The following is a 19,166-nucleotide window of genomic DNA, read 5'->3' as shown; positions in this document are numbered from 1 at the left end:
TTCCGAAGATCAGCCGCCCTGTTTCGGGAGCCATGTGGTTGTGTTGCCTCAGACCATGGTCCTGCTTATTTTTTTATGTCGGCTCTTTCTCCTCCGGTTATCCTCATCAGCTCTGCAGGAGAGATAGGGAAAAATGCATGGTCCGTGCCTGCGGCAGCCCAGACCTCGGAATAATTGAAGAGATCTTCGTCCAAAAAAGACCTTGGCTGTTCGGGATAGCCTACCGGGGGCACCCCTCCCGGCTTGAATCCCGACCATTCGCTGCACTCCTCGGGATTTGCGAAGGACACATGGGACGCACCAAGCATTCTTTTTATCTTTTTCGTATCGACCCTGTTTACCCCTGACATCAGGGCCAGTGCAAAATATTCTCCCCTGTTCACCCTCAGGAGTATGCTTTTCAGTATCTCCTCTTCGGGAGCTCCGACTGCAGAGGATGCGTCAGAAACCGTGAATATCGTCTCTTCAGTGTGGAAGATCCTGCCATCGAAACCCGAATCCGAAAGAAAGCTGCTCACAGCTTCCACAGGATCGAAATCATCTGTTGACCTCTCAATGAACAATTTTTACCGACCTCGCTTTTGCTTTTATGACCATATGTCACATGTCCGATTTTTTCTGTCTGGGTACCGATGCCAGCTTCTCCACCGGCATCGGCCCCTCTGACGTCAAAACGGAGATAGGAGGTCCGGTCTCCTCACCCGATATCATTTTATACATCTCACGATTTTCAAGTACTGACCTGACATATTCCCTCGTTTCAGGATAAGGGATCTCCTCTATCCACTCCACCCAGTCATCTGCATAAAGGGTGTTCCACCTTGTCACGGGCATCATTCCGGCATTGTATGCCGCGATCGTCCTCGGCAGATCTCCCCCGAACCTTCGGGACAGCCTCGCAAAATAGCTTGCTCCAAGCAGTATGTTGTTTCCGGGGTCTTTAATCTCTGAAATGATCATATCCATTTTCAGCGAACGGCTCTCATCCCTTGCCGTAGAAGGCATGAGCTGCATCAATCCCTGTGCCCCGGACCTGCTTACTGCGTTTTCCCTGAATTTGCTCTCCTGTCTCATCACCGACAATATCATAGATTCGGATACTCCGGTCCGGGCTGCAGCGGCAGAGACTTCTTTCTTCCACGGATTGGGATAGAAAAGGCTTTCTGCCCTGCTTCTGCAGGCATCGCTCAATGATCCGGCCCCTCCGTCTCTGAAGAGCAAAAATGTATAAAAGTCAAAGGGGTATTTCCTCGCGAGCTCTGTTTTCAGCAAGCCGGCCTCTGGTTCCCGCCCCAATTTCTCCAGTGCCCTTATCTTCCAGTAATCTATTCTGGAAGGCCTCACGCAGAAGTTTGCCGAAAAACCGATATCAGACCATATTTCCAGGGCTGCCTCCGGGTCGTCGTTTTTCCAGGCGAGCCATCCTCCTGCCCATTTTTGGTAAACATGCTGTCTGCAGAGAGTAGCCGCTGCCGGAAGGGATATCAGGGCCGCAATTGAAAAAAGAGCTGCCAACGCAAGTATCAAGCGCTTGCGGGAGACAATGATTTGAGTTAATGTAGAGAGGCACATTTTGAATGCGGAGGTAACATCTTGCATAGATCCGGGCCACCCTTTGATTTTTTTACATACACCAGAAGTATCCTTCACTTCAACAGACAAGTCAAGCATCTCCCCCCTGAAGTCCTCTGGAGGGCCGCTTCGGAAGCAGTCATAGAAGAGATAGTTACGGCACCCAAGCCGGGTCTGGTAGATCCCCTCGGATCGGGCTGCCACACTGATATGGACTGGCATACTTTCATCAGGAGCGCCCAGGCCATAGAGCCCTTCTGGGAATACCAGGCAATGGCCGGCCTTTCGGGGACGGCTCCTTCTGATGCTTTGAAGCGTCTCAGGTATATCGGGATCGAAATGGAGAAGAAGATGTTTGCAGCAACTTCAGGCATCAATACCCACAAGGGACTGATATTCCTCCTCTCACTGCTTTTGTACGGGGCAGGCTACTCCATTTATTCAAAAATGGACCTTACACCCGAAAATATCGCTGGCAATGCTTCCGCCCCGGTCAAGGGCCTCGTATCGAAAGAACTGGGGCCGCTTTCCGAAAAAAATTCTTCCGACAAGCTGACAAACTGCGAAAGGCTATTTCTTATGCACGGGATAACGGGAGCAAGAGGAGAGGCGGAGAGAGGTTTTCCTTCAGTAATTGACTGCGGGCTCCCGGCACTCAAACGACTTTATGCGATGGGAGCATCCGCTAACAGCTCGCATGTAGCGGCACTGCTGGCCATTATGGCCAGCAGTGAAGACAGCAACGTCATACATCGCGGAGGCTATGATTTCTGGCAGAATGAATACAAACAGATGATCAAAGATACGATAGAAAGGTTCGATCCCCTCTCAGAAGATTTTCGTCCGATAGAGGAACTGGAAAAAAAATTCATTAAATCAAGGATAAGCCCGGGCGGAGCTGCAGATCTTCTTTCGTGTACTATTTTTCTGCACATGGTAACTAAACCTGCTTGTCAACAATAAAAAAATGTTGTATTCTTTATTTGCACATAATGTAAAGAAAGGGTGGATATTTAATGAGTCTTGGCAACAGGATTAAAACATTGCGCAAGGCGCAGAACCTGACACAGCAGAAACTTGCGGATAAGGTGGATGTGAGCAGGATATACGTACAGGCGCTGGAAAGCAACAGGAGACTACCTTCCATGAAGCTTCTGCAGAGGCTTGCACCCGCTCTCAATGTAGATGTCACAGATCTCCTCATGGATTTCACATCTCCCGACAACCCCGGAAGGGTCCAGCTGGAGTCGATGCTTGACAATGGGGAACTTGAGATCTGGTACCGCAGCAAAAAACTCACAGATAAGGAACTTAAGAGGGTATACCGTCTCATAGAAGCAGCTCTTGACGACTGGGAAGCAGAGGATGCCTCCGGAAAATAATCAGGAGACTGAGGCCTTCTCCGAGTCTGTTCCCCAGCCCCCCGAAGTGATCCCTCAGTGGGCTGTCCGTGAAGGCAGGGAATGGCAAAGGCTGAGCGAATTCGACATACTGGCAAAGGCAGAGGAGATAACGGGGCTTTCGCTTGAGCTTATGTTTGAACAACTTCCCGCCGGTGTTTGGGGCATACATATTGTACGCGGGAAAAGAGGGAGGATCTACATCAATGCCTCTCTGCCTCTGATATGGAGGAGATTCGCCATATTCCACGAGACATATCACCTGCTGAACCATAGGAAGGGACACCGTTTCTGGACTCACACATTTGCATCCATGGAGAGCTTTGAAAACAGGGCTGACACGTTCGCCTGGGCAGTCATCTGGCCTGAATGGAGCGAGGGGGATTATAGGGATTGGGCATGAACGGACCCATGAAGAAGCTGCCGTTTTTTCTTCCTTTCGGCGGATGCAGGGAGAGATGCGTCTACTGCAGCCAGGCGACAATAACCGGCGTTGAGGAGATGCCTTCCCCTGAATATGTATCCTCGGTCCTGAAGGAACTGGACGGACCGAGGGAAGTCTGCTTTTTTGGCGGATCATTCTGCAGGTTCGGCCGGTCTACGATAAAGGAGTACCTTGATTCCGTTGCGAACAATGCGCCGGAAGGAAGCAGGATACGATTCTCAACATACCCCGGCGATCTGGCCGAGCGATCTATGAGGGATCTCATCAGGAGGTACCCCATTGCCTGTATTGAACTTGGCATACCTTCACTCGACCCTGCTGTCCTCTCTCTTTGCAAAAGGGAGGCTGACCCGGGGATCATTCTTGCTGATATCAAAACAATAATGGATGAGGGGCTGCCGCTGGGAGTTCAGATAATGATCGGCCTGCCGGGACAGACGATGGAGAACAGTTTAGCCGACATAAGAAAACTGGCAGATTCAAAGGGACCTCTTTCATGGGACCTCAGGCTTTATCCCTGCCTCGTGCTTGAAAGCACGGAGCTGGAGACTATGATGAGAGAAGGAAAGTATTCCCCGCTCCCACTGGATCAGGCCATTGAATGGGGAGGCATTGTTTTGGACTCTGCCCTTTCGCTGGGATTCAACCCGATCAGGATAGGGCTTCAGGAATCTGAACTGCTCGCGTCAAAGGTAAGAGGAGGACCGCATCATCCTGCGCTGGGTGAGATGATAGCGTCGGAAGCCCTTGTCAGGAAGCTGATAAAAAACAACTGGACCGGCCCATGGGTCGTCCCTGACGAACACCTTTCAAAATTTACCGGACACGGCTGCTTCGGACTCAGACGTCTGGCTGAATTTGCCGGTTCAACCACGGATGCCGTATCAGAAAAACTTTCATTTTTCCCACCTGCATCAAAGATAATCTGATAACCTGCCTTCAGGAACTAAAACAGAAATGATTATTGATTGCAGAAATTGCGCTGTCTGGAGCGCTGCATATGTAATAGATTATTGATCAGTTTTTATGAAAGGACAGTTGCAAATGGATAAAGCAGAAGCGATTCATTCCTTGTTCTATAAATTTGAAAGACCCCCGTTCAAGGCAAAGAACCGGTTCATCCGTTCCGCTACCTGGCTTGGCGGTGCGGATGACAAGACTGGAGAGCTTTCCCCGGCGGAGATAAAACGTCATTCCGAGATCGCCGCAGGCGGCGCAGGCACACTGATCACCGGTCTGGCCTACATAAGCAATGAGGGGAAGTCTTTTAACAGAGAGTGGGGACTCCATTCTGACGAAAGGATAAATGACGTCGCCATGCTCTCTGAAGAAGTTCACAAGTTTGACTCCAGACTTATTGTTCAGTTATGCCACAGCGGCGGACAGCGCGACGCTTCTCTTGCAGAAGGAACGGTATCTTTTTCACCGTCAGGAGGCATCCATCCTATGCGCGATTTCGGGACCTGCCCCTTGTCCTCACATGACATAAAAAAGGTGATCGCGGATTTCGGAGCAGCTGCACTGAGAGCAAAAAGGGGCGGGGCTGACGGTGTTGAGATACACGGCGGTCATGGCTTTCTTCTTACCCAGTTTCTCTCTCCTTCCATAAACAAACGGGATGACAGATACGGCGGTCCCTTCGAAAACAGATCAAGGATCTTTCACGAGATCCTTGATGAGGTGAGGGCTGCTGTCGGCGATGACTTCAGCATCTGGTTCAAGATCAGCATGGCTGAAGGAACAGAGAAAGGATATGGCCCCGAAGAAGGAAAGGCCCTTTCCGTAGCTCTTTTGAAAAGTGGAGCTGACGGGATCGATGTTTCCTCCGGCACAAGCTATGCCGGTGCACTTAACTCGCCCAGCATCCTCGGAGTCTCCGCAGGAGAGTCCGAAGCTCCGTTCAGAGAATACTCGAAAGAGATCAAAAAACATGCCTCCGAAAAGCAGCTTGTCATCCTGACAGGCGGACTCAGAAGTCTTCCGGTCATGGCCGGACTCATAGAGGACGGTACCTGCGATCTTCTTGCCCTGAGCAGGCCTTTTATAGCGGAGCCTGACCTGATCAACAGATGGATCGAGGAAGACAGCAGGCCGACAGCCTGCATTTCCTGCAACGCCTGTTTCAAGACAGCTAAATTTGGACTTGTTGACTGCCCGATCCTCAGGGACAGGAACGAGGGCAACTGGGATCCGCTATGATATAGAGCAGATCCTGCCTGACGCATCCGGGCCTGGAAATATGTCTCGGCGCAAGCGTCTGGTCGTCAGATCGATGGAAAAAAATAATTTTTAAGTATTTTCGCTGAACTTTTCAAAACAAAAGTTGACTGATGTTGACAAGCTTTCTTTGCGAGACTAGGATTGTATCAAAGTTCAGAAATATATTTTATTGTTGACCAATATAATTAGGGAGTGTATCCAGATGGACAGCACACAGCTTCAGAACCTTCTCATGGAAAGGGCACACACGATGCCCAACAAAGCAAGACGGGTGGCAGAATACCTTCTTGCCAATATGCGTGAGGCCTCTTTCCGCTCTATAGGGGACATAGCAGAAGAACTTAAAGTTTCCAAAGCACAACTGGTACGGGTAGCTCAGATGCTTGGCTTTTCGGGTTATGCAGAACTTAAGACCTGCCTTCAGAAGGCTATACTGGAACAGATAAACCCTGCGGCCCTGCTTGCAAGGGCGGTCAGCAGCGGCGGAAGCTTCCCGGAGAGCCTTTACAGGGCAGAACATGCCAACCTTGATGACACAATGGCCCAGCTCTCACCCGAGGACACGGAAAAATTCTGCGATCTTGTAAGCTCTGCTGACACGGTCTATTGTGTAGGGTGGGGGATATCTTCCCTCGTAGTTGAACTCCTCCAGATGCGCCTTTCAGTCATGGGAAGAAAGGCCGTCTTTGTACACAGAGGCAGCCTTTCAATGTGGGAACAGGCCAGGTGCATCGGCGAGGGTGATCTGGTGGTCGTATGCGAACTGCCAAGCTATGCGGTCGAAGTCACGGAAGCTGTCGAAATGGCTCATAAGAACGGCGCAAAGGTCGTAACCATAACGGACAGTGCCGCAGCTCCCGTCTGCAGAAATGCAGAGCTCTCATTTTTTGTATCCGCAAACAGCCCCACTTTCGGCAGCAGCATTATAGGTCCACTCTTTTTGACTCATGTTCTGGCTTCCGCTCTGGCGATAACGCTTGAGGCAGATGCAAAAAGACATCTCGAAGAGCAGGCCGAATTCCTCCATGATGAGAGGATCTTCCACCCTATATTCGGCCTCAGATACTGACAGCAAAGGTAAATCAGGAAGCTTATCAGGCTGAAAGAGGGAGCGCCTTCATGCGCCCCTCTTTTTTATATCCTGCACCTGACTGTGATCACTTCACCGACGTCAGCGGCTTCCAGATCCCCGGCTTTGGGAGGTTCAGGGATCGGCCATTCGGCCTCAATGCAGCATTTGAGATACTCCTTCAATACTTCGGGAGCCCTCTTTATTACATCTTCCCTGTCCTCGCCCTCCACCCAGCAGCCGGAGAGACCGACAAAGTTGGCAGCCCAAAGCCTTCCCCCGTCATAACCGAAAGCCAGTAATGCAGGATATGCGTATTCTTTTTCCATTTATCCCAACACCCTTTCAATAACTCTCATAAAATTGCCGCATGTAAAGGCCTTATACTCTTCAGGGTCCAACTTTTCCCTGAGGGGTCCTAAAAATCTCCTGCCTGCGTCAGCATGGTCTGCGAACAGATCTTTTTGAAGGTGATCCTGATCCCCGATGACAAGCGATTTAATGCAGTCACAGAGATCCAGGCCCATGCCTACGTTGTTGATCGAGGCCACTTCCCTTATGTGTTCAAGATGCTTAAAAAATTTTCCGGCATTACGGTCGCTTTCGCTGTCCGACACAAAAGGTGAATATGCGTTCAGCCCTATTACCCCGCCGGAATCGGCTATCATTTTTATCTGGTCGTCCTTCAGGTTCCTCGCCGAGCCGCAAAGTGCCCGGCAGTTCGAATGCGATGCTATGAAAGGCAGTTTCATCATATCCGCTACCTCATAAAAGCCGGGGTCGTTAAGATGGCTGACATCGACGACCATGCCCATTTTTTGAGCCGTCATGACAAGCTCCCTTCCGAATTTGGTCAGGCCGCCCCGGCACTTCGGAGCATCGGAAGGGTCAAAACTGCTTCCGTCTCCCGCATAATTCCTACGCGACCATGTAAGCCCGATAAATCTCACCCCAAGGTCAAAAAATGTCCGCAGCAGCAGTATGTCATTTCCAAGCGGTTCAGCCCCTTCGAGGGAGAGAAATATGCCGATCCTCCCCATCTTTGAAGCTTTACTTGCTTCTGTGGAATCCCTGCAGAGTGCAAAATGCTCTCCCGACTCCTCCAGTTCCTCCTTCAGTGCGGATATCTGATCAAGTGCGTTGCGGAGGGCCCCCTCCGGCAAATAATTTTCACATATGTACAAAGAGCATATAAGCGTACTGATGCCGGCCTCTTTTAAATTTTGGAGATGTCTTCTTTCAAGTACCTTCTTTTCTCCCTTTTTTCTGTAAGCAAGTACATCAAGCAGCACATCAAAATGAGCGTCGACTGTCATTCGTTATCTCTTCCTCTCAAATGATCATGTAACCGGCGGAGTTTCCGCCGCTGCGTTTCCGCTGACTCAGGCCGGGCATATTTTTATCCTCTGGGATTCCAGCCCCGCCAGGTCAAACCAGATCAGCTCCCCTTTCAATCCATTTTCTGATGCTGTCAGGACCTTTACGGTCTCAGAGACCTCAAGGGAAGCTACAAAGGCAGGGGTAAAGGGAGGATTGCCCGTTTCGGTCTCTATACCCTTGTCAGGGACATCATCGTTTTCCCACAATGGCCTGTCGCCGGGGTAAAAAACTCCTACCTGCCCGAACATGCCTCCGATCGCTCCGTGGACAAAGGGTATCCCCAGACCGCAGCATGCGGCGTACGCATTCCTTCGCCCCTTGTTGTTGTCAAGAGCATCTATTGCTATTGCTGAACCCTCAAGTATGCTCCGCCCATTTTTTTCATCCAGGAATTCAACTACGGCAAATGTCTCTACCGCGCCGTTTACAGCGGCAACTCTGCTTGCCGCGGCAATGGCTTTCGGCTTCCCGATGTTGTCCTCTGTTGAGAAGAGCTGGCGGTTAAGGTTGTTTTCGTCAAATACATCCGGATCCACCATAACTATCTCTCCGACCCCGGCTCTGGCAAGCAGTTCGATTATCCACCCCCCCAGACCGCCGCAGCCTATCACCGCAGCCCGTGAGCCAAGGAGCTTCATCTGCCCGTTAATGCCTATCGTACCGATGTTTCTTCTGTATCTTTCAGGACAAATGCCGTTTTTTAAAGCTGCGGTCTCAACATCGCGGGGCTTCATTCCAAAGTCAGATGCGATCTTACGGCAGGCCAGAAAAGGGACTGTTTTTATCCCTCCGTTCTCCTTTACATTGATAAGCAGGCTCTCGACATGGTCTCTCGGCAATAATGGCACCTCCCAGGTATACTGATATGCTGGACAATAGTATATCGGGAAATGAAAGGTCACGGCAACTTGTAATATTGACATACCGCTATCTGTCTTCCCGCTTTTGATGTAAAATAACGGAATGAAGTACGCTGTAAAAAGAACATCCCTGACTGATATCTCCGGCTGGAAAAACTCTCCCTGTAAAAAAGCCGTCGTGCTTATGAGCGGAGGCGTAGATTCGAGCGCTGCCGCGCTTCTGCTTCTGAGGCAAGGATATTCACTGGCAGGCCTGACAATGGAGATAACTGAGAACGGAGCTAATGCTGCAACTGAGTCTGCTGCGTCTGTATGTAAAGAATTATCCATCCCCCACTTTTCTGTAAACATAAGCGGCGATTTCAAAGAGAATGTTATAAACCCTTTCTGCAGTTCATACCTTTGCGGACTTACACCCAACCCCTGTGCGGACTGCAATGAGAAGATAAAGTTCGGTCTTCTCCTGAACATTGCCGAAGAGATGTTGGGAAATGATTTTTCTCTTGCAACCGGGCACTATGCAAGAATGATCGTAAAAAACGGCAGGCGCTACCTTGCGGCCGCTGCAAACAGGACCAAGGACCAGTCGTATTTTTTAAGCGGGATCTCAGGCGCACAATTGTCACGGATACTCTTTCCCCTCGGAGATTTTACGTCAAAAGAAGAGACAAGAGAGCTTGTAAGGTCATCCGGCCTTGCCGTATCGGAACGCCCCGAGAGCATGGAGATATGCTTCGCTGACGAGGAAGGGTACAGGGCGATGCTTTCCCGCCGACCTCAGCCGGGACCGATCACAGACACCTCAGGTAAAGTGATCGGAGAGCACCGGGGCATAGAAGGATACACTCTCGGACAGAGAAAGAGACTGGGTATAGCATCAAGAAATCCCTTATACGTAATATCCATATTGCCGGAAACAAATACCATAATCGCGGCACCGCGGGAAGATGCTTTTCGCCATGTGGTCACTGCAGGAGCGGTCAATATCCTTGCCCCTGATTTTCTGAATAACGATCAGATCTTATATGGCAAGATCAGATCTCAGGGGGATACTGCGCCATGCCGCGTCCTGTCTTTTGACTCTGAGTCCCTGACAGTACTGTTTTCAGAACCTGTATTTGCCCCTGCACCCGGGCAGAGGCTCGCGGTCTACACAGAAGAGAACTATGTGGCTGCGGGAGGCGTGATAATGGCCTCGTCATGATCATCAGGAAAAAAATCTCATTCTATCCGCATATACCCTAGTCCGTTAAAAATTCACAGTCACGGGCATGCAAAGACAGAAAAATTTTTTATTCTCACCTTGAGAATACATTTGCATTTTATCTCAGGTCCCGTCTATCTATTATTCAAAACCTGATTTATCATAGTGATGACATCTGTTACAATATCTAAAACTTAAGATATTCTTGGGGGGTCGCTTATGACACTGCGCAGAAAGACTCAGATCTCATTAGGGATCACATTGCTCATCCTCCTTCTTATGCTCGACCTTACATTTACAAATTTTCTCAGAAGATCCGCCGAACAGGCTGACATAGAAAGGATCACTCTGAACCTTTCAAGGACTGTCGTGTCGATCAACGCTGAAGCCAGAACACTTTCAGCCATCGCGGCAAACTGGGCCCATTCTGACGCGACCTGGAACTATATGAGGGGACACAACTCCAATTACGCCTCCGAGACCCTTAACAGGGATGCCCTGACTGAAGTAGGCATTTCGTCTATGATATTCATTGACAACAACAATATGGTCCGCCTATTCAAGGACTTCAGTGCGGACGACGAGCCTTCCTCCCCGGAGAGTGAGTTTTCGGCAATATTTAACGACCCGAAGAACCAGTATCTGTTGGATAACACAGGCGCTGCAGGGATCAGCGGGATAGTCCTGAAGGAAAATCAACCCATACTTTTCACAGTAAAACCGATCCTCACATCCGACATCGAAGGGCCTCCTGCAGGCAACCTTATAGTCACCCGCGCAATTAGCCCCAAACTTATCGAAAATATTTCGAGGAACCTGCATTTTAATTTTGCAGTAGAACCTACGACTGACACCGAAAAGCAGAATGCAGACAGTCTTCCCCTCGTCTCGATCGAGGAAAGTGACAGGAAGTCAACGACCATATCCGGCAGGATGCTTGTGAAGGATCACATCGGAACTCCTTCATTCTGGGTCATTGGGATCGATAAAAAAGAGGACACATCTGCCGCAGAGAAAAAGATCCAGTATCTTTTCCTTATCTTTGCCTTGATAGCGGTCATCCTTTCCTTCCTGTACGATCTTTTCTTCAAATGTCAGTTCTCTGACAGGATGAAGAGGCTTCAGAGGGAGATCGAAGCGATACGTGACGAAAAGGGACAGAAAGGGATAATAACCGTCGATACCCAAAAAGACGAGATAAACAGCATGCAGAGAACTTTAAGCGACGTTATGGCGTATCACGATTTCAAACAGGAACATAAGAGCAGGATGGACAGCATCAGCCTTATGGTATACGAGCGTTTCGCACAGGCAGGAAACAGGCTCTGCTACAAAACTCTTGAAGACATCGCCACAGCGTTCTCTCCTGGCGACGAAAAATTCAGGAATGCCCTGCCGCGCGCCGCAAAAATGACTGCAAAATTCTGTGACAGGCTCAAAATGGCTGAAGAAGACAAATTCTATGCCTATCTCGGTGCCCTTTTCAGCCGGATAGGACTGCTCGGGGTACCCTTTCCAATAAGGAGCAAAAACACAGAACTTTCTCCTTCTGAACTGAGGGAGTATCACAAATATCCGATAATCTCCAAGGATTATCTCGAGTCTGTGGAACTGCTTCGCCCCGCGACACACATCCCTTATTGCTGGAATGAAAAATGGGAGGGTACAGGTTTCCCCAGAGGGCTCAGCGGAAGCGCCATCCCTCTTCAGGCCAGGGTATTCGCAATAGTAGACGGGTGGAATGAGATGACCAGACCATGGCTGGGAAGAAAACTACCCTCTCAGGAAGAGGTTGAGATCCGTCTGAGGGAACTCGCGGGATCTAAATATGATCCCCAGCTCGTGGAACAATTTATACAATTACTGCACGAAGAGGGAGAGAATCAGATATGGAAATAGTTGACGCAAGAGGCATGGATTGCCCCAAACCGGTGATCCTGACCAAAGAAAGTGTAGAAAAGGGATGCCGTGATTTTGTAGTATGGGTAGATAACGAAGTCGCGGCCTCAAACGTCGCGAGATTCCTCGAGAACAGCGGTTTTTCGGTAAAAAAGGAGTACGGTGAAGAATCTATCGTTCTCGAAGCAAAAATATGCTCAAAAAGCACTCCGGCAAACACTGAGAATAAAAAGTCATGGGGCATTATTCTTACATCCGATAAGATCGGAGCAGACTCTGAAGGACTTGGCGAAGTTCTGATGAAATCGTTCCTTGGGACATTGGTCAAGAGCGAAAGGCCTCCCACTGCAGTAGCGCTGATGAACAGCGCGGTAAAAATGGCTGCAGAGGGGTCATCATTTTTTGACCATCTTTCAGAACTGAGGGACCGGGGAACCCTGATCCTGGTATGCGGGACATGCACAAAACATTTTGGCATCACCGATGATATAAGGGTAGGCGTTATTTCCAACATGTTTGAGATAACAGAAGCAGTTTTAGGGACATCCAAACCGACAGTTATAGGCTGATCATGTCTATATATCTTAACAATGCCGCCACCACGTGGCCAAAACCTCAGTCTGTGCCCGATGCTATCTATGATTTCATTGTAAACCGCGGCGCAAATGTAGCAAGAGGCTCGGCCTCCATGAGGGACATGCAGAGCCTGGACTATATTTTTACCTGCAGGCAAAAGCTTGCCGAACTCTTTGGCGGGTATGAAAAGTGTGACCCCAGGTTCGTTACCCTCACATCAAACGTAACAGAATCGATGAACATCATCATAAAGGGTTTCATCAGACCCGGCATGAAAGCTGTCACTTCCTCAATGGAGCACAATTCGGTACTGAGGCCTTTGCGGAGAGCGGAAAGAGATGGAACAGGGCTCGAGATCATCCAGTGCAGTATGAAGGGATATCTCGACCCAGCGACCCTGAAGAAAGCTTTCTCCCAGGGAGCGGATATTGCAATAATCAACCACTGCAGCAACGTAAGCGGGTCCCTCCAGAACATCGCGGACATTGCCGAAGTATGCAGGGGATCAGGTGTTCCACTCGTACTAGATTGTGCCCAGACAGGCGGAATTGTCAAGATAAGCGCCAAGGAGCTCGGGGCAGCGGCTGTATGCTTCACCGGACACAAGGGGCTTTTCGGCCCCCAGGGCACAGGAGGTATAGTCTGGGATCCTGAATTTGCAAAGAGATGTTCGCCCCTTATCGAAGGCGGGACTGGCAGCCTCTCTCACGAAGAGTACCAGCCTTCACAGATGCCTGACAAATTTGAGGCAGGGACGCCAAACGTCCCGGGCATTGCAGGTTTGCTGGCCGCTCTTGAATGGATCGAAAAAGAGGGAATGGACAATATCCGAAAAAATGAGGAACATCTTGGGAAAATGCTTGAAGAGGGACTGAAGGGCATCAACGGCCTCAAAATAATCGGGCCCTCGTCTGATGACCCAAGGCTCCCTGTATATTCCGTCAATTTGAAGGAAATGGACAACGCCAGGATAGCGCGCGACCTTTCAGACATATACGGCATAGAGACAAGGCCGGGCCTTCACTGTGCACCTCTTGCACACAGAACTTTAGGTACCTTTCCGGAAGGAGCGCTCAGGATCTCCCCGGGTCATTTCAATACTGCCGATGACATCTGCCGTGCAGTAAACGCACTTGCAGAGATCGCCATACGTTGAGGAAGCTCCCGCCTCTGACAGTATCAGCCTGAAATAAATCCCTTAGCGACCAGAATGCTCCGGGACTCTTCATCGGCAGGGCGGTAGCCTTTGCTGAGGAGATCCCTTATGTATGTCCCGTTATATGTGAAGCAGAATATCAGATTTGCCAGCCACAAAGTCAGCACGCTTGCAGCAAACATTATAACGGCCCACTTCGCGTCGCCCCTGAATATCGGCACACAGAACCCGAAAAAGAAAACCGTCCAGCTGAATCCTACTTTTGTTGTCCTTAGCTGTCCGGCAGGATCTTCAAGCCTTATAAGCATTATCGTTCTCCTTCTTCATTGCCCTCTTTCTCAAAAGCCATGATCGCCGCTTTTGACGTTCCCCACCATGTAACACCAATTAACGAAGCCATCATCGGTAGTGAGATATACTTGAACTCGATGCTTCCCTTCAGATAAGCGATAAAAAAGATGATAAGTGCGGCGGCCGCTGCCGCTGTGAATACCTTTGAGATGCTGTTGATCAACCTGGCCGTACGAAGTGTCATAACATCCACCCTTTGAGAAATATACGGAATACTGGTAAATAATACCACAGGGCTGCTATAAAAAAGGTATAATTTGCATGGATCAAATCTACAGGAGGGGGATTAACAATGATGATGTTTCTACTGGCGGCAGCTGCAGTTTTAGGTTTATGGCTTATGACCACGTACAACGGCCTCGTCAAGCTTCGCAACCTTATGCAGGAAGGGTGGAGCGGCATAGACGTACAATTGAAAAGACGTTCCGACCTTATTCCTAATCTCGTTGAGACAGTCAAGGGATATGCTTCTCACGAAAAGGAAACTCTTCAGGGAGTAACCAACGCGCGTGCCGCTGTAATGCAGGCGGGAAACGATCCGGAAGCAAGGCTCAAGGCTGAAAACGCACTGACAGGGACGCTGAGATCTCTCTTCGCTGTTGCAGAAAACTACCCGGAACTGAAGGCTAATACCAATTTTCTTGACCTTCAACAACAGCTTGGAACTATCGAAAATGAGATACAGATGTCCAGACGTTACTACAACGGAACTGCAAGAAACCTTAATACCGCCATCCAGCGTTTTCCTGCTGTTTTGATCGCGAGACAGTTTGGTTTTAAAGAAGCTCCGTTCTTCGAGGCGGAGGAAGAGGCGAGAGAAAACCCGAAGGTTTCATTTTAAACAGGATTTTGTGATACTTGAGGGAGGGAAAATATGAGGAACACCAGAGACTGTCTTATTAAAATTACGGCACTGCTGTGCGCGGCTGTTTTCGTTATATTGTCAGGAGTTAAAGTGACCGAAGCAAGAGAAACCTTCAACAGGTTCAACGCTGACATAATAATAAATGAGAACAGCTCTGTAGAAGTTACTGAAGAAATTCTTGTCAACGTTGAGAATATCGAGATCAACAGGGGCATAATCCGTTCGCTCCCTGTGGAATACAGGGACGGAAAAGGCAATTCAACAGAACTCAAACTAGAGATAACAGATATAAAGCTTGACGGTCAAAACATCCCATGGAGTTCTGTGAGAGCAGGGGTAAACGTTGATGTTAAGATCGGAGATCCAAATAAGATCATACCCAGGGGACTACATACATTTCTGATAAAATACCGGATCGAAAGGCACATAGGATTTTTTGAGGACCACGACGAACTCTACTGGAATGTAACGGGAAAAGATTTTTCTTTCCCGGTTCTTGAAGCATCATGCAGGGTCGCGCTTCCAGGAAAAAATTTCGGAGAAGGATTCAACACGATAGAGTGGTATGTGGGCCGGTATGGTACAAAGGGAGACAACAGCAGGGCGAGACAGGATTCCGGAAGCGTTTTCACAGTCGGGCCGCTTCAGCCGGGAGAAGTTTTCACCGTAGTCTACACATGGCCGAAAGGTCTGGTAACTCCACCGCCCCCTCCTGCCAGGGACAATCAAAAGGCTCAGGGAGGTATAGCAGCAGCGACATTTGCTTTGATCTCCGGTTGGTTCTGGTTTGCCTGGAAAAAGTGGGGCAAAGACCCGGATAAAAAGACAGTGATCCCGCTTTTCTACGCACCGGATGGTGCATCTCCCGCATTCCTGAGGTACGTAAGGGACATGCGGCTCGATCAGACAGGCTTCACTGCTGCAATAATAGGGCTGGCTGTTAAGGGAGCAATTAAGATCGTCGAAGTTGAAGGAAGAGAAACTTTCTTTGGAAAGGGCAAGGGCCACTTTGTGTTGCATGAGAAAGAGACCGAACCGGAAAAACTTCAGCCTGAAGAAGAGGCTCTAATGATGCAGCTTTTCCCCGGAAGCATAGACAGCGTATCTTTAGTTCAGGATAACGGCGACATAATTTCCGGAGCAATGAGAAGTCTTGCAAGAAATCTCAGAAACACAAACTCTGCAATTTTTACAAGAAACACAGATAAGATGTTGCCCGGCCTTGCTTTGTATGGGCTTGGAATAGCAGCAAGCTACCCATTCAGCGGGGAATATCCATTGAACACCATGCTGGCCGGGGTTTGCGGACTTCTTATCATTGCGCTGGGAATGAGGCTGAGCAAAGCTGCAAATACCGGCGGACAGAATATAAGGCAGTTCCTTGGAAGAGCTTTCCCTGCGCTTGCTGTGGGTCTTGTAGGAGCAATAGCGCTTGGGGGAGAGGGCCTCTCCCCATTCACATTTGTCTTTTTCGTAGCTTCGGCAGCGATCATTGCTGTTATGAGGCCTCTTATGGTCTCAAGGACTCAAAAGGGCAGCAATATTTTGAGCGAGGCAGAAGGTCTCAAACTATACATGGACACAGCAGAAAAAGAGAGGCTTGAAATGTTCAACCCTCCGGAAGAGACTCCGGAGCTCTTTGAAAAGCTTCTTCCTTACGCACTCGCACTCGATGTTGCAAAAACCTGGGGCAACAGGTTCGAAAGTGTTTTGACAAAAGCCAGTTATAAGCCCGAATGGTATTCAGGACCTTCGCCATATCTATTCTTGAATGGTTCGGGCCTGAATAATTTCTCGTCAAGCCTAGGCAGCAGCCTGGGGCAAAGCATGGCTCCGCAGTCTGCCCCCGGGACATCTTCAGGTATGGGAGGCGGCGGTTTTGCGGGAGGCGGCGGAGGCGGCGGAGGAGCAAAGGGCTGGTAATTTTTAGTCCTGAGTCGTTGGTCGATCTTTCTTACAGCAAAATAATCATCAGCTTTTTGATAAATCAAGGGGCTGCGTGAAATCGTAAGATCTCACACAGCCCTTTCTCATTGACCTGCCGGGACAAACTTCTTACCTGTTCTTTACTAAAGTTCTTATCGTATCCCAGACATCAGGAGTCTCGTGTCCCTTCCTCCACCCCGCGACCCCGGCAAGGCGGTACTTATCAAGGATCGAGAGCTTGGTTTTTATGGAATCCTTGTTTTCTACCCATACCTTATAGGTCTTTCCCTCTGAAAGATACGAATAGAAATACTGCCCCTTGTCACTGAGCCATACCGGGGAGAGTCCTCTTTCGTAAATAATAGAATCTGACTCGGCCATAGTAAGGGTGGAACCTTTGACTTTTACCTTGCCCTGACCCGTCGGAGTTTCCTCCCATTTCCTCATGTAAAAAGGAACGCCTAATATCAGCTTTGCAGGAGGCACGCCCTCCTCTATTGTTTTTTGCACTGCACGTTCGACCCACGGCATCGAAGCGACAGAACCCGCCCTCGGAGAGGTCCTCCAATGTTCGTCATAGGCCATGAGCATAACGTAATCAACGTGTTTTGAAAGTGCCCCCCTGTCGTGGCTCCTTGACAGATTGCTGTTTCCGGGTACGTGGACGTCTACAGAGCTTACAAGACCCTCCCCTTTGAGATAACCGCTGAGCAGCGAGATGAAACGCACATATTTGTCCCTGTCGGCAGCATCAACATTTTCAAAATCTATGTTTATGCCGTCAAAACCATAGAGCTTCGAATAACATAGAATTCGTGCAATAAAGATATTCACGGCAGCAGTGTCGTTGAAAAACCTTGACGTGTTCTCTTTGCTGAAGCCGTTTGAAACAAGGGGCCATATGCGGTATCCCTTTTCGCGCGCAGCCTCAACATAGGCTGCGGAGGCTCTGTTTGCCATATTTCCGCTGCCGTCGGTAAGGTTGAACCATGTCGGCGAGATCACATCAAGCCCATCAATGCGTTCTTCCGCTGCGAGATCGGGATTATCCCTTGTGATGTGTGCCCACGCAAGGGTGATCCGTTTATTTTTCAGGAAGGCATTATCAGGCTTTCTTATGTTCAAAGGGGTATTGAGAGTGATCCTTTTGAGTTCGAGACCAGCGTTTGTCTCATCTGCAGCTATCCCTGTCAGTTGTTCCAATCCTGTTACGTTGAAATAAGAGGTACCCTCATTGTCCATCGAGGGGAAATATAAAGAAATGGATCTTCCTGACAGCCTCTCAAGTTCCTTAATGCCAAAAACTTTGGCAGGTTCCCTGACTTCAATAAGAAAACCCTTTCCATTCGGACCTTTCGTTAAGGGCAGCCCCAGCGTACCCAGGAGATCTGCGGGCACCCATATATCCTTTCCGCGGACAATGGCTGTCCCCAGCAGGTCCCTTGAGGGTCCGTAAGAAAAAATTATGTCGAGATACCTGTCATTTTCATCAGCGCTTGCCATTGAATTAAAGAAAAGAGCTAAAAACAGGAATGAGAGAAAGACCACGCGGTGCACAAACTTTATCTTTATCAATTCATATGACCCCTTTCAACATTTCTAGTATAATCTTAACCTCATTTACCGGTAAGAGATTCGGCAAAATTGCTATATAATGCATGGATAAAATCCTTAACGACCGGAGTGTTTGGTTCTGAGAAAAATTTCGCTCTTCACAGTCCTGCTCTTCCTGCTCGTCTTTTCACAGCAAGCCGACTGTTCAGAAGGAATGGGGATCAGCCCCGATCTTTTTTTGAAGAGACTGGGATATTCATGTATCAGGGTGAAAAACGGGATTTCCAGCGCTGCCATAGCCTCCGGCATCCAGGATTCGGAAGGAACAAAAAAAGTCCTTGAGTGCGGCGGAAAGCTGATTATGGTCCTGACAGGCTCAGAAGAGGGTAAGGAACTTATGAGCGTAGCTCTGCTCTCTTTTACGGATCCTCACGAAGACGAAAAAAGATCTGTGCCCGTACCCGGGTCCTACGAAAACAACCGTTTTGTAAACATTTGCAGGCAGATGATCTACTCTCTGGACAGCGGGATATCTGAGACTGAAGCGGACAGTGCCTTAAAGTCAATGGGTGTATACGGCAATATGCTTGACGGAGCTCAGAGAAGCAGTTTGGTAAAAGGCTACAGGTGCATGCTGAAACTCCAGCCTGGCGGCATGCTTATGATGGTAATATCAAGGATATAGCGGA

The 19,166-nt window shown here is 49.2% G+C and carries 21 protein-coding genes; 13 read left to right on the top strand and 8 right to left on the bottom strand.

Features of this window, described 5'->3' with window-relative positions; translation table 11 throughout:
• Window positions 1-65: 65 nt before the first annotated feature.
• Together OLM33_04195 and OLM33_04190 are read right to left on the bottom strand one after the other, a co-directional pair.
• The gene (locus OLM33_04195; protein ID MCW1712875.1) at window positions 66-563 is read right to left on the bottom strand and encodes a YbaK/EbsC family protein; all 498 of its coding nucleotides are present in this window, start codon (window positions 561-563) and stop codon (window positions 66-68) included.
• Window positions 564-600: 37 nt separating this feature from the next.
• On the bottom strand, window positions 601-1,527 hold the full coding sequence (locus OLM33_04190; protein ID MCW1712874.1) for a lytic transglycosylase domain-containing protein: 927 nt from the start codon (window positions 1,525-1,527) through the stop codon (window positions 601-603).
• Window positions 1,528-1,593: 66 nt separating this feature from the next.
• Between OLM33_04190 and OLM33_04185 the strand changes: the two genes are divergently transcribed.
• The 6 genes from OLM33_04185 (at window position 1,594) to OLM33_04160 (ending at window position 6,706) form a co-directional block, all read left to right on the top strand.
• Window positions 1,594-2,535: a triphosphoribosyl-dephospho-CoA synthase gene (locus OLM33_04185; GenBank protein ID MCW1712873.1), complete on the top strand. Its 942-nt coding sequence runs from the start codon at window positions 1,594-1,596 to the stop codon at window positions 2,533-2,535.
• A gap of 53 nt (window positions 2,536-2,588) precedes the next feature.
• Window positions 2,589-2,954 (top strand): helix-turn-helix domain-containing protein, encoded by a 366-nt coding sequence (locus OLM33_04180; protein MCW1712872.1) that lies wholly within the window; start codon window positions 2,589-2,591, stop codon window positions 2,952-2,954.
• Entirely contained in the window at window positions 2,938-3,375 is a 438-nt protein-coding gene (locus OLM33_04175; GenBank protein MCW1712871.1) for an ImmA/IrrE family metallo-endopeptidase, read from the top strand. The genes OLM33_04180 and OLM33_04175 overlap by 17 nt, the downstream gene beginning before the upstream one ends.
• Entirely contained in the window at window positions 3,372-4,346 is a 975-nt protein-coding gene (locus OLM33_04170; GenBank protein MCW1712870.1) for a radical SAM protein, read from the top strand. Before OLM33_04175 ends, OLM33_04170 begins: the two co-directional genes overlap by 4 nt.
• Before the next feature lie 142 nt (window positions 4,347-4,488).
• Window positions 4,489-5,616: an NADH:flavin oxidoreductase gene (locus OLM33_04165; GenBank protein ID MCW1712869.1), complete on the top strand. Its 1,128-nt coding sequence runs from the start codon at window positions 4,489-4,491 to the stop codon at window positions 5,614-5,616.
• A gap of 223 nt (window positions 5,617-5,839) precedes the next feature.
• A complete protein-coding gene (locus tag OLM33_04160; protein ID MCW1712868.1) occupies window positions 5,840-6,706 on the top strand; it encodes a MurR/RpiR family transcriptional regulator in 867 nt (288 codons plus the stop codon).
• Window positions 6,707-6,771: 65 nt separating this feature from the next.
• On the opposite strand, the gene OLM33_04155 is transcribed toward OLM33_04160, so the two are convergent.
• The 3 genes from OLM33_04155 to OLM33_04145 form a co-directional block, all read right to left on the bottom strand.
• Window positions 6,772-7,035: a hypothetical protein gene (locus OLM33_04155; protein MCW1712867.1), complete on the bottom strand. Its 264-nt coding sequence runs from the start codon at window positions 7,033-7,035 to the stop codon at window positions 6,772-6,774.
• A complete protein-coding gene (locus OLM33_04150; GenBank protein ID MCW1712866.1) occupies window positions 7,036-8,022 on the bottom strand; it encodes a membrane dipeptidase in 987 nt (328 codons plus the stop codon).
• Between the two features lie 66 nt (window positions 8,023-8,088).
• Entirely contained in the window at window positions 8,089-8,925 is an 837-nt protein-coding gene (locus OLM33_04145) for a HesA/MoeB/ThiF family protein (protein MCW1712865.1), read from the bottom strand.
• Window positions 8,926-9,049: 124 nt separating this feature from the next.
• Here OLM33_04145 and mnmA point away from each other — a divergent pair, with 124 nt between their 5' ends.
• The 4 genes from mnmA (at window position 9,050) to OLM33_04125 (ending at window position 13,781) form a co-directional block, all read left to right on the top strand.
• Window positions 9,050-10,150: a tRNA 2-thiouridine(34) synthase MnmA gene (mnmA, locus tag OLM33_04140; protein MCW1712864.1), complete on the top strand. Its 1,101-nt coding sequence runs from the start codon at window positions 9,050-9,052 to the stop codon at window positions 10,148-10,150.
• A gap of 219 nt (window positions 10,151-10,369) precedes the next feature.
• Window positions 10,370-12,049, top strand: a complete 1,680-nt coding sequence (locus OLM33_04135; GenBank protein ID MCW1712863.1) for a hypothetical protein — start codon at window positions 10,370-10,372, stop codon at window positions 12,047-12,049.
• Window positions 12,040-12,618, top strand: a complete 579-nt coding sequence (gene yedF / locus OLM33_04130) for a sulfurtransferase-like selenium metabolism protein YedF (GenBank protein MCW1712862.1) — start codon at window positions 12,040-12,042, stop codon at window positions 12,616-12,618. Before OLM33_04135 ends, yedF begins: the two co-directional genes overlap by 10 nt.
• A 2-nt stretch (window positions 12,619-12,620) precedes the next feature.
• Window positions 12,621-13,781, top strand: coding sequence for an aminotransferase class V-fold PLP-dependent enzyme (locus OLM33_04125; GenBank protein ID MCW1712861.1), 1,161 nt, complete (start codon window positions 12,621-12,623; stop codon window positions 13,779-13,781).
• 23 nt (window positions 13,782-13,804) lie between these two features.
• On the opposite strand, the gene OLM33_04120 is transcribed toward OLM33_04125, so the two are convergent.
• Both OLM33_04120 and OLM33_04115 read right to left on the bottom strand, forming a co-directional pair.
• Window positions 13,805-14,089, bottom strand: coding sequence for a hypothetical protein (locus OLM33_04120; GenBank protein ID MCW1712860.1), 285 nt, complete (start codon window positions 14,087-14,089; stop codon window positions 13,805-13,807).
• A complete protein-coding gene (locus OLM33_04115) occupies window positions 14,089-14,316 on the bottom strand; it encodes a hypothetical protein (GenBank protein ID MCW1712859.1) in 228 nt (75 codons plus the stop codon). Before OLM33_04115 ends, OLM33_04120 begins: the two co-directional genes overlap by 1 nt.
• Window positions 14,317-14,424: 108 nt before the next feature.
• Between OLM33_04115 and OLM33_04110 the strand changes: the two genes are divergently transcribed.
• Together OLM33_04110 and OLM33_04105 are read left to right on the top strand one after the other, a co-directional pair.
• Window positions 14,425-14,973: a LemA family protein gene (locus OLM33_04110; GenBank protein MCW1712858.1), complete on the top strand. Its 549-nt coding sequence runs from the start codon at window positions 14,425-14,427 to the stop codon at window positions 14,971-14,973.
• A 33-nt stretch (window positions 14,974-15,006) separates the two neighbouring features.
• On the top strand, window positions 15,007-16,920 hold the full coding sequence (locus tag OLM33_04105; protein ID MCW1712857.1) for a DUF2207 domain-containing protein: 1,914 nt from the start codon (window positions 15,007-15,009) through the stop codon (window positions 16,918-16,920).
• Window positions 16,921-17,052: 132 nt separating this feature from the next.
• Here the strand turns inward: OLM33_04105 and OLM33_04100 are convergent, their stop codons facing one another.
• Window positions 17,053-18,498, bottom strand: coding sequence for a glycosyl hydrolase family 18 protein (locus tag OLM33_04100; GenBank protein ID MCW1712856.1), 1,446 nt, complete (start codon window positions 18,496-18,498; stop codon window positions 17,053-17,055).
• 112 nt (window positions 18,499-18,610) lie between these two features.
• On the opposite strand from OLM33_04100, the gene OLM33_04095 reads away from it, so the two are divergent.
• A complete protein-coding gene (locus OLM33_04095) occupies window positions 18,611-19,162 on the top strand; it encodes a hypothetical protein (GenBank protein ID MCW1712855.1) in 552 nt (183 codons plus the stop codon).
• Window positions 19,163-19,166: the final 4 nt, after the last annotated feature.

Source organism: Synergistaceae bacterium DZ-S4, assembly GCA_025943965.1.
Lineage (GTDB): Bacteria > Synergistota > Synergistia > Synergistales > Synergistaceae > Caenicola > Caenicola nitritireducens.
The sequence above is the reverse complement of the archived record's forward strand: the minus strand, read 5'-3'. Positions and strand labels throughout refer to the sequence as shown.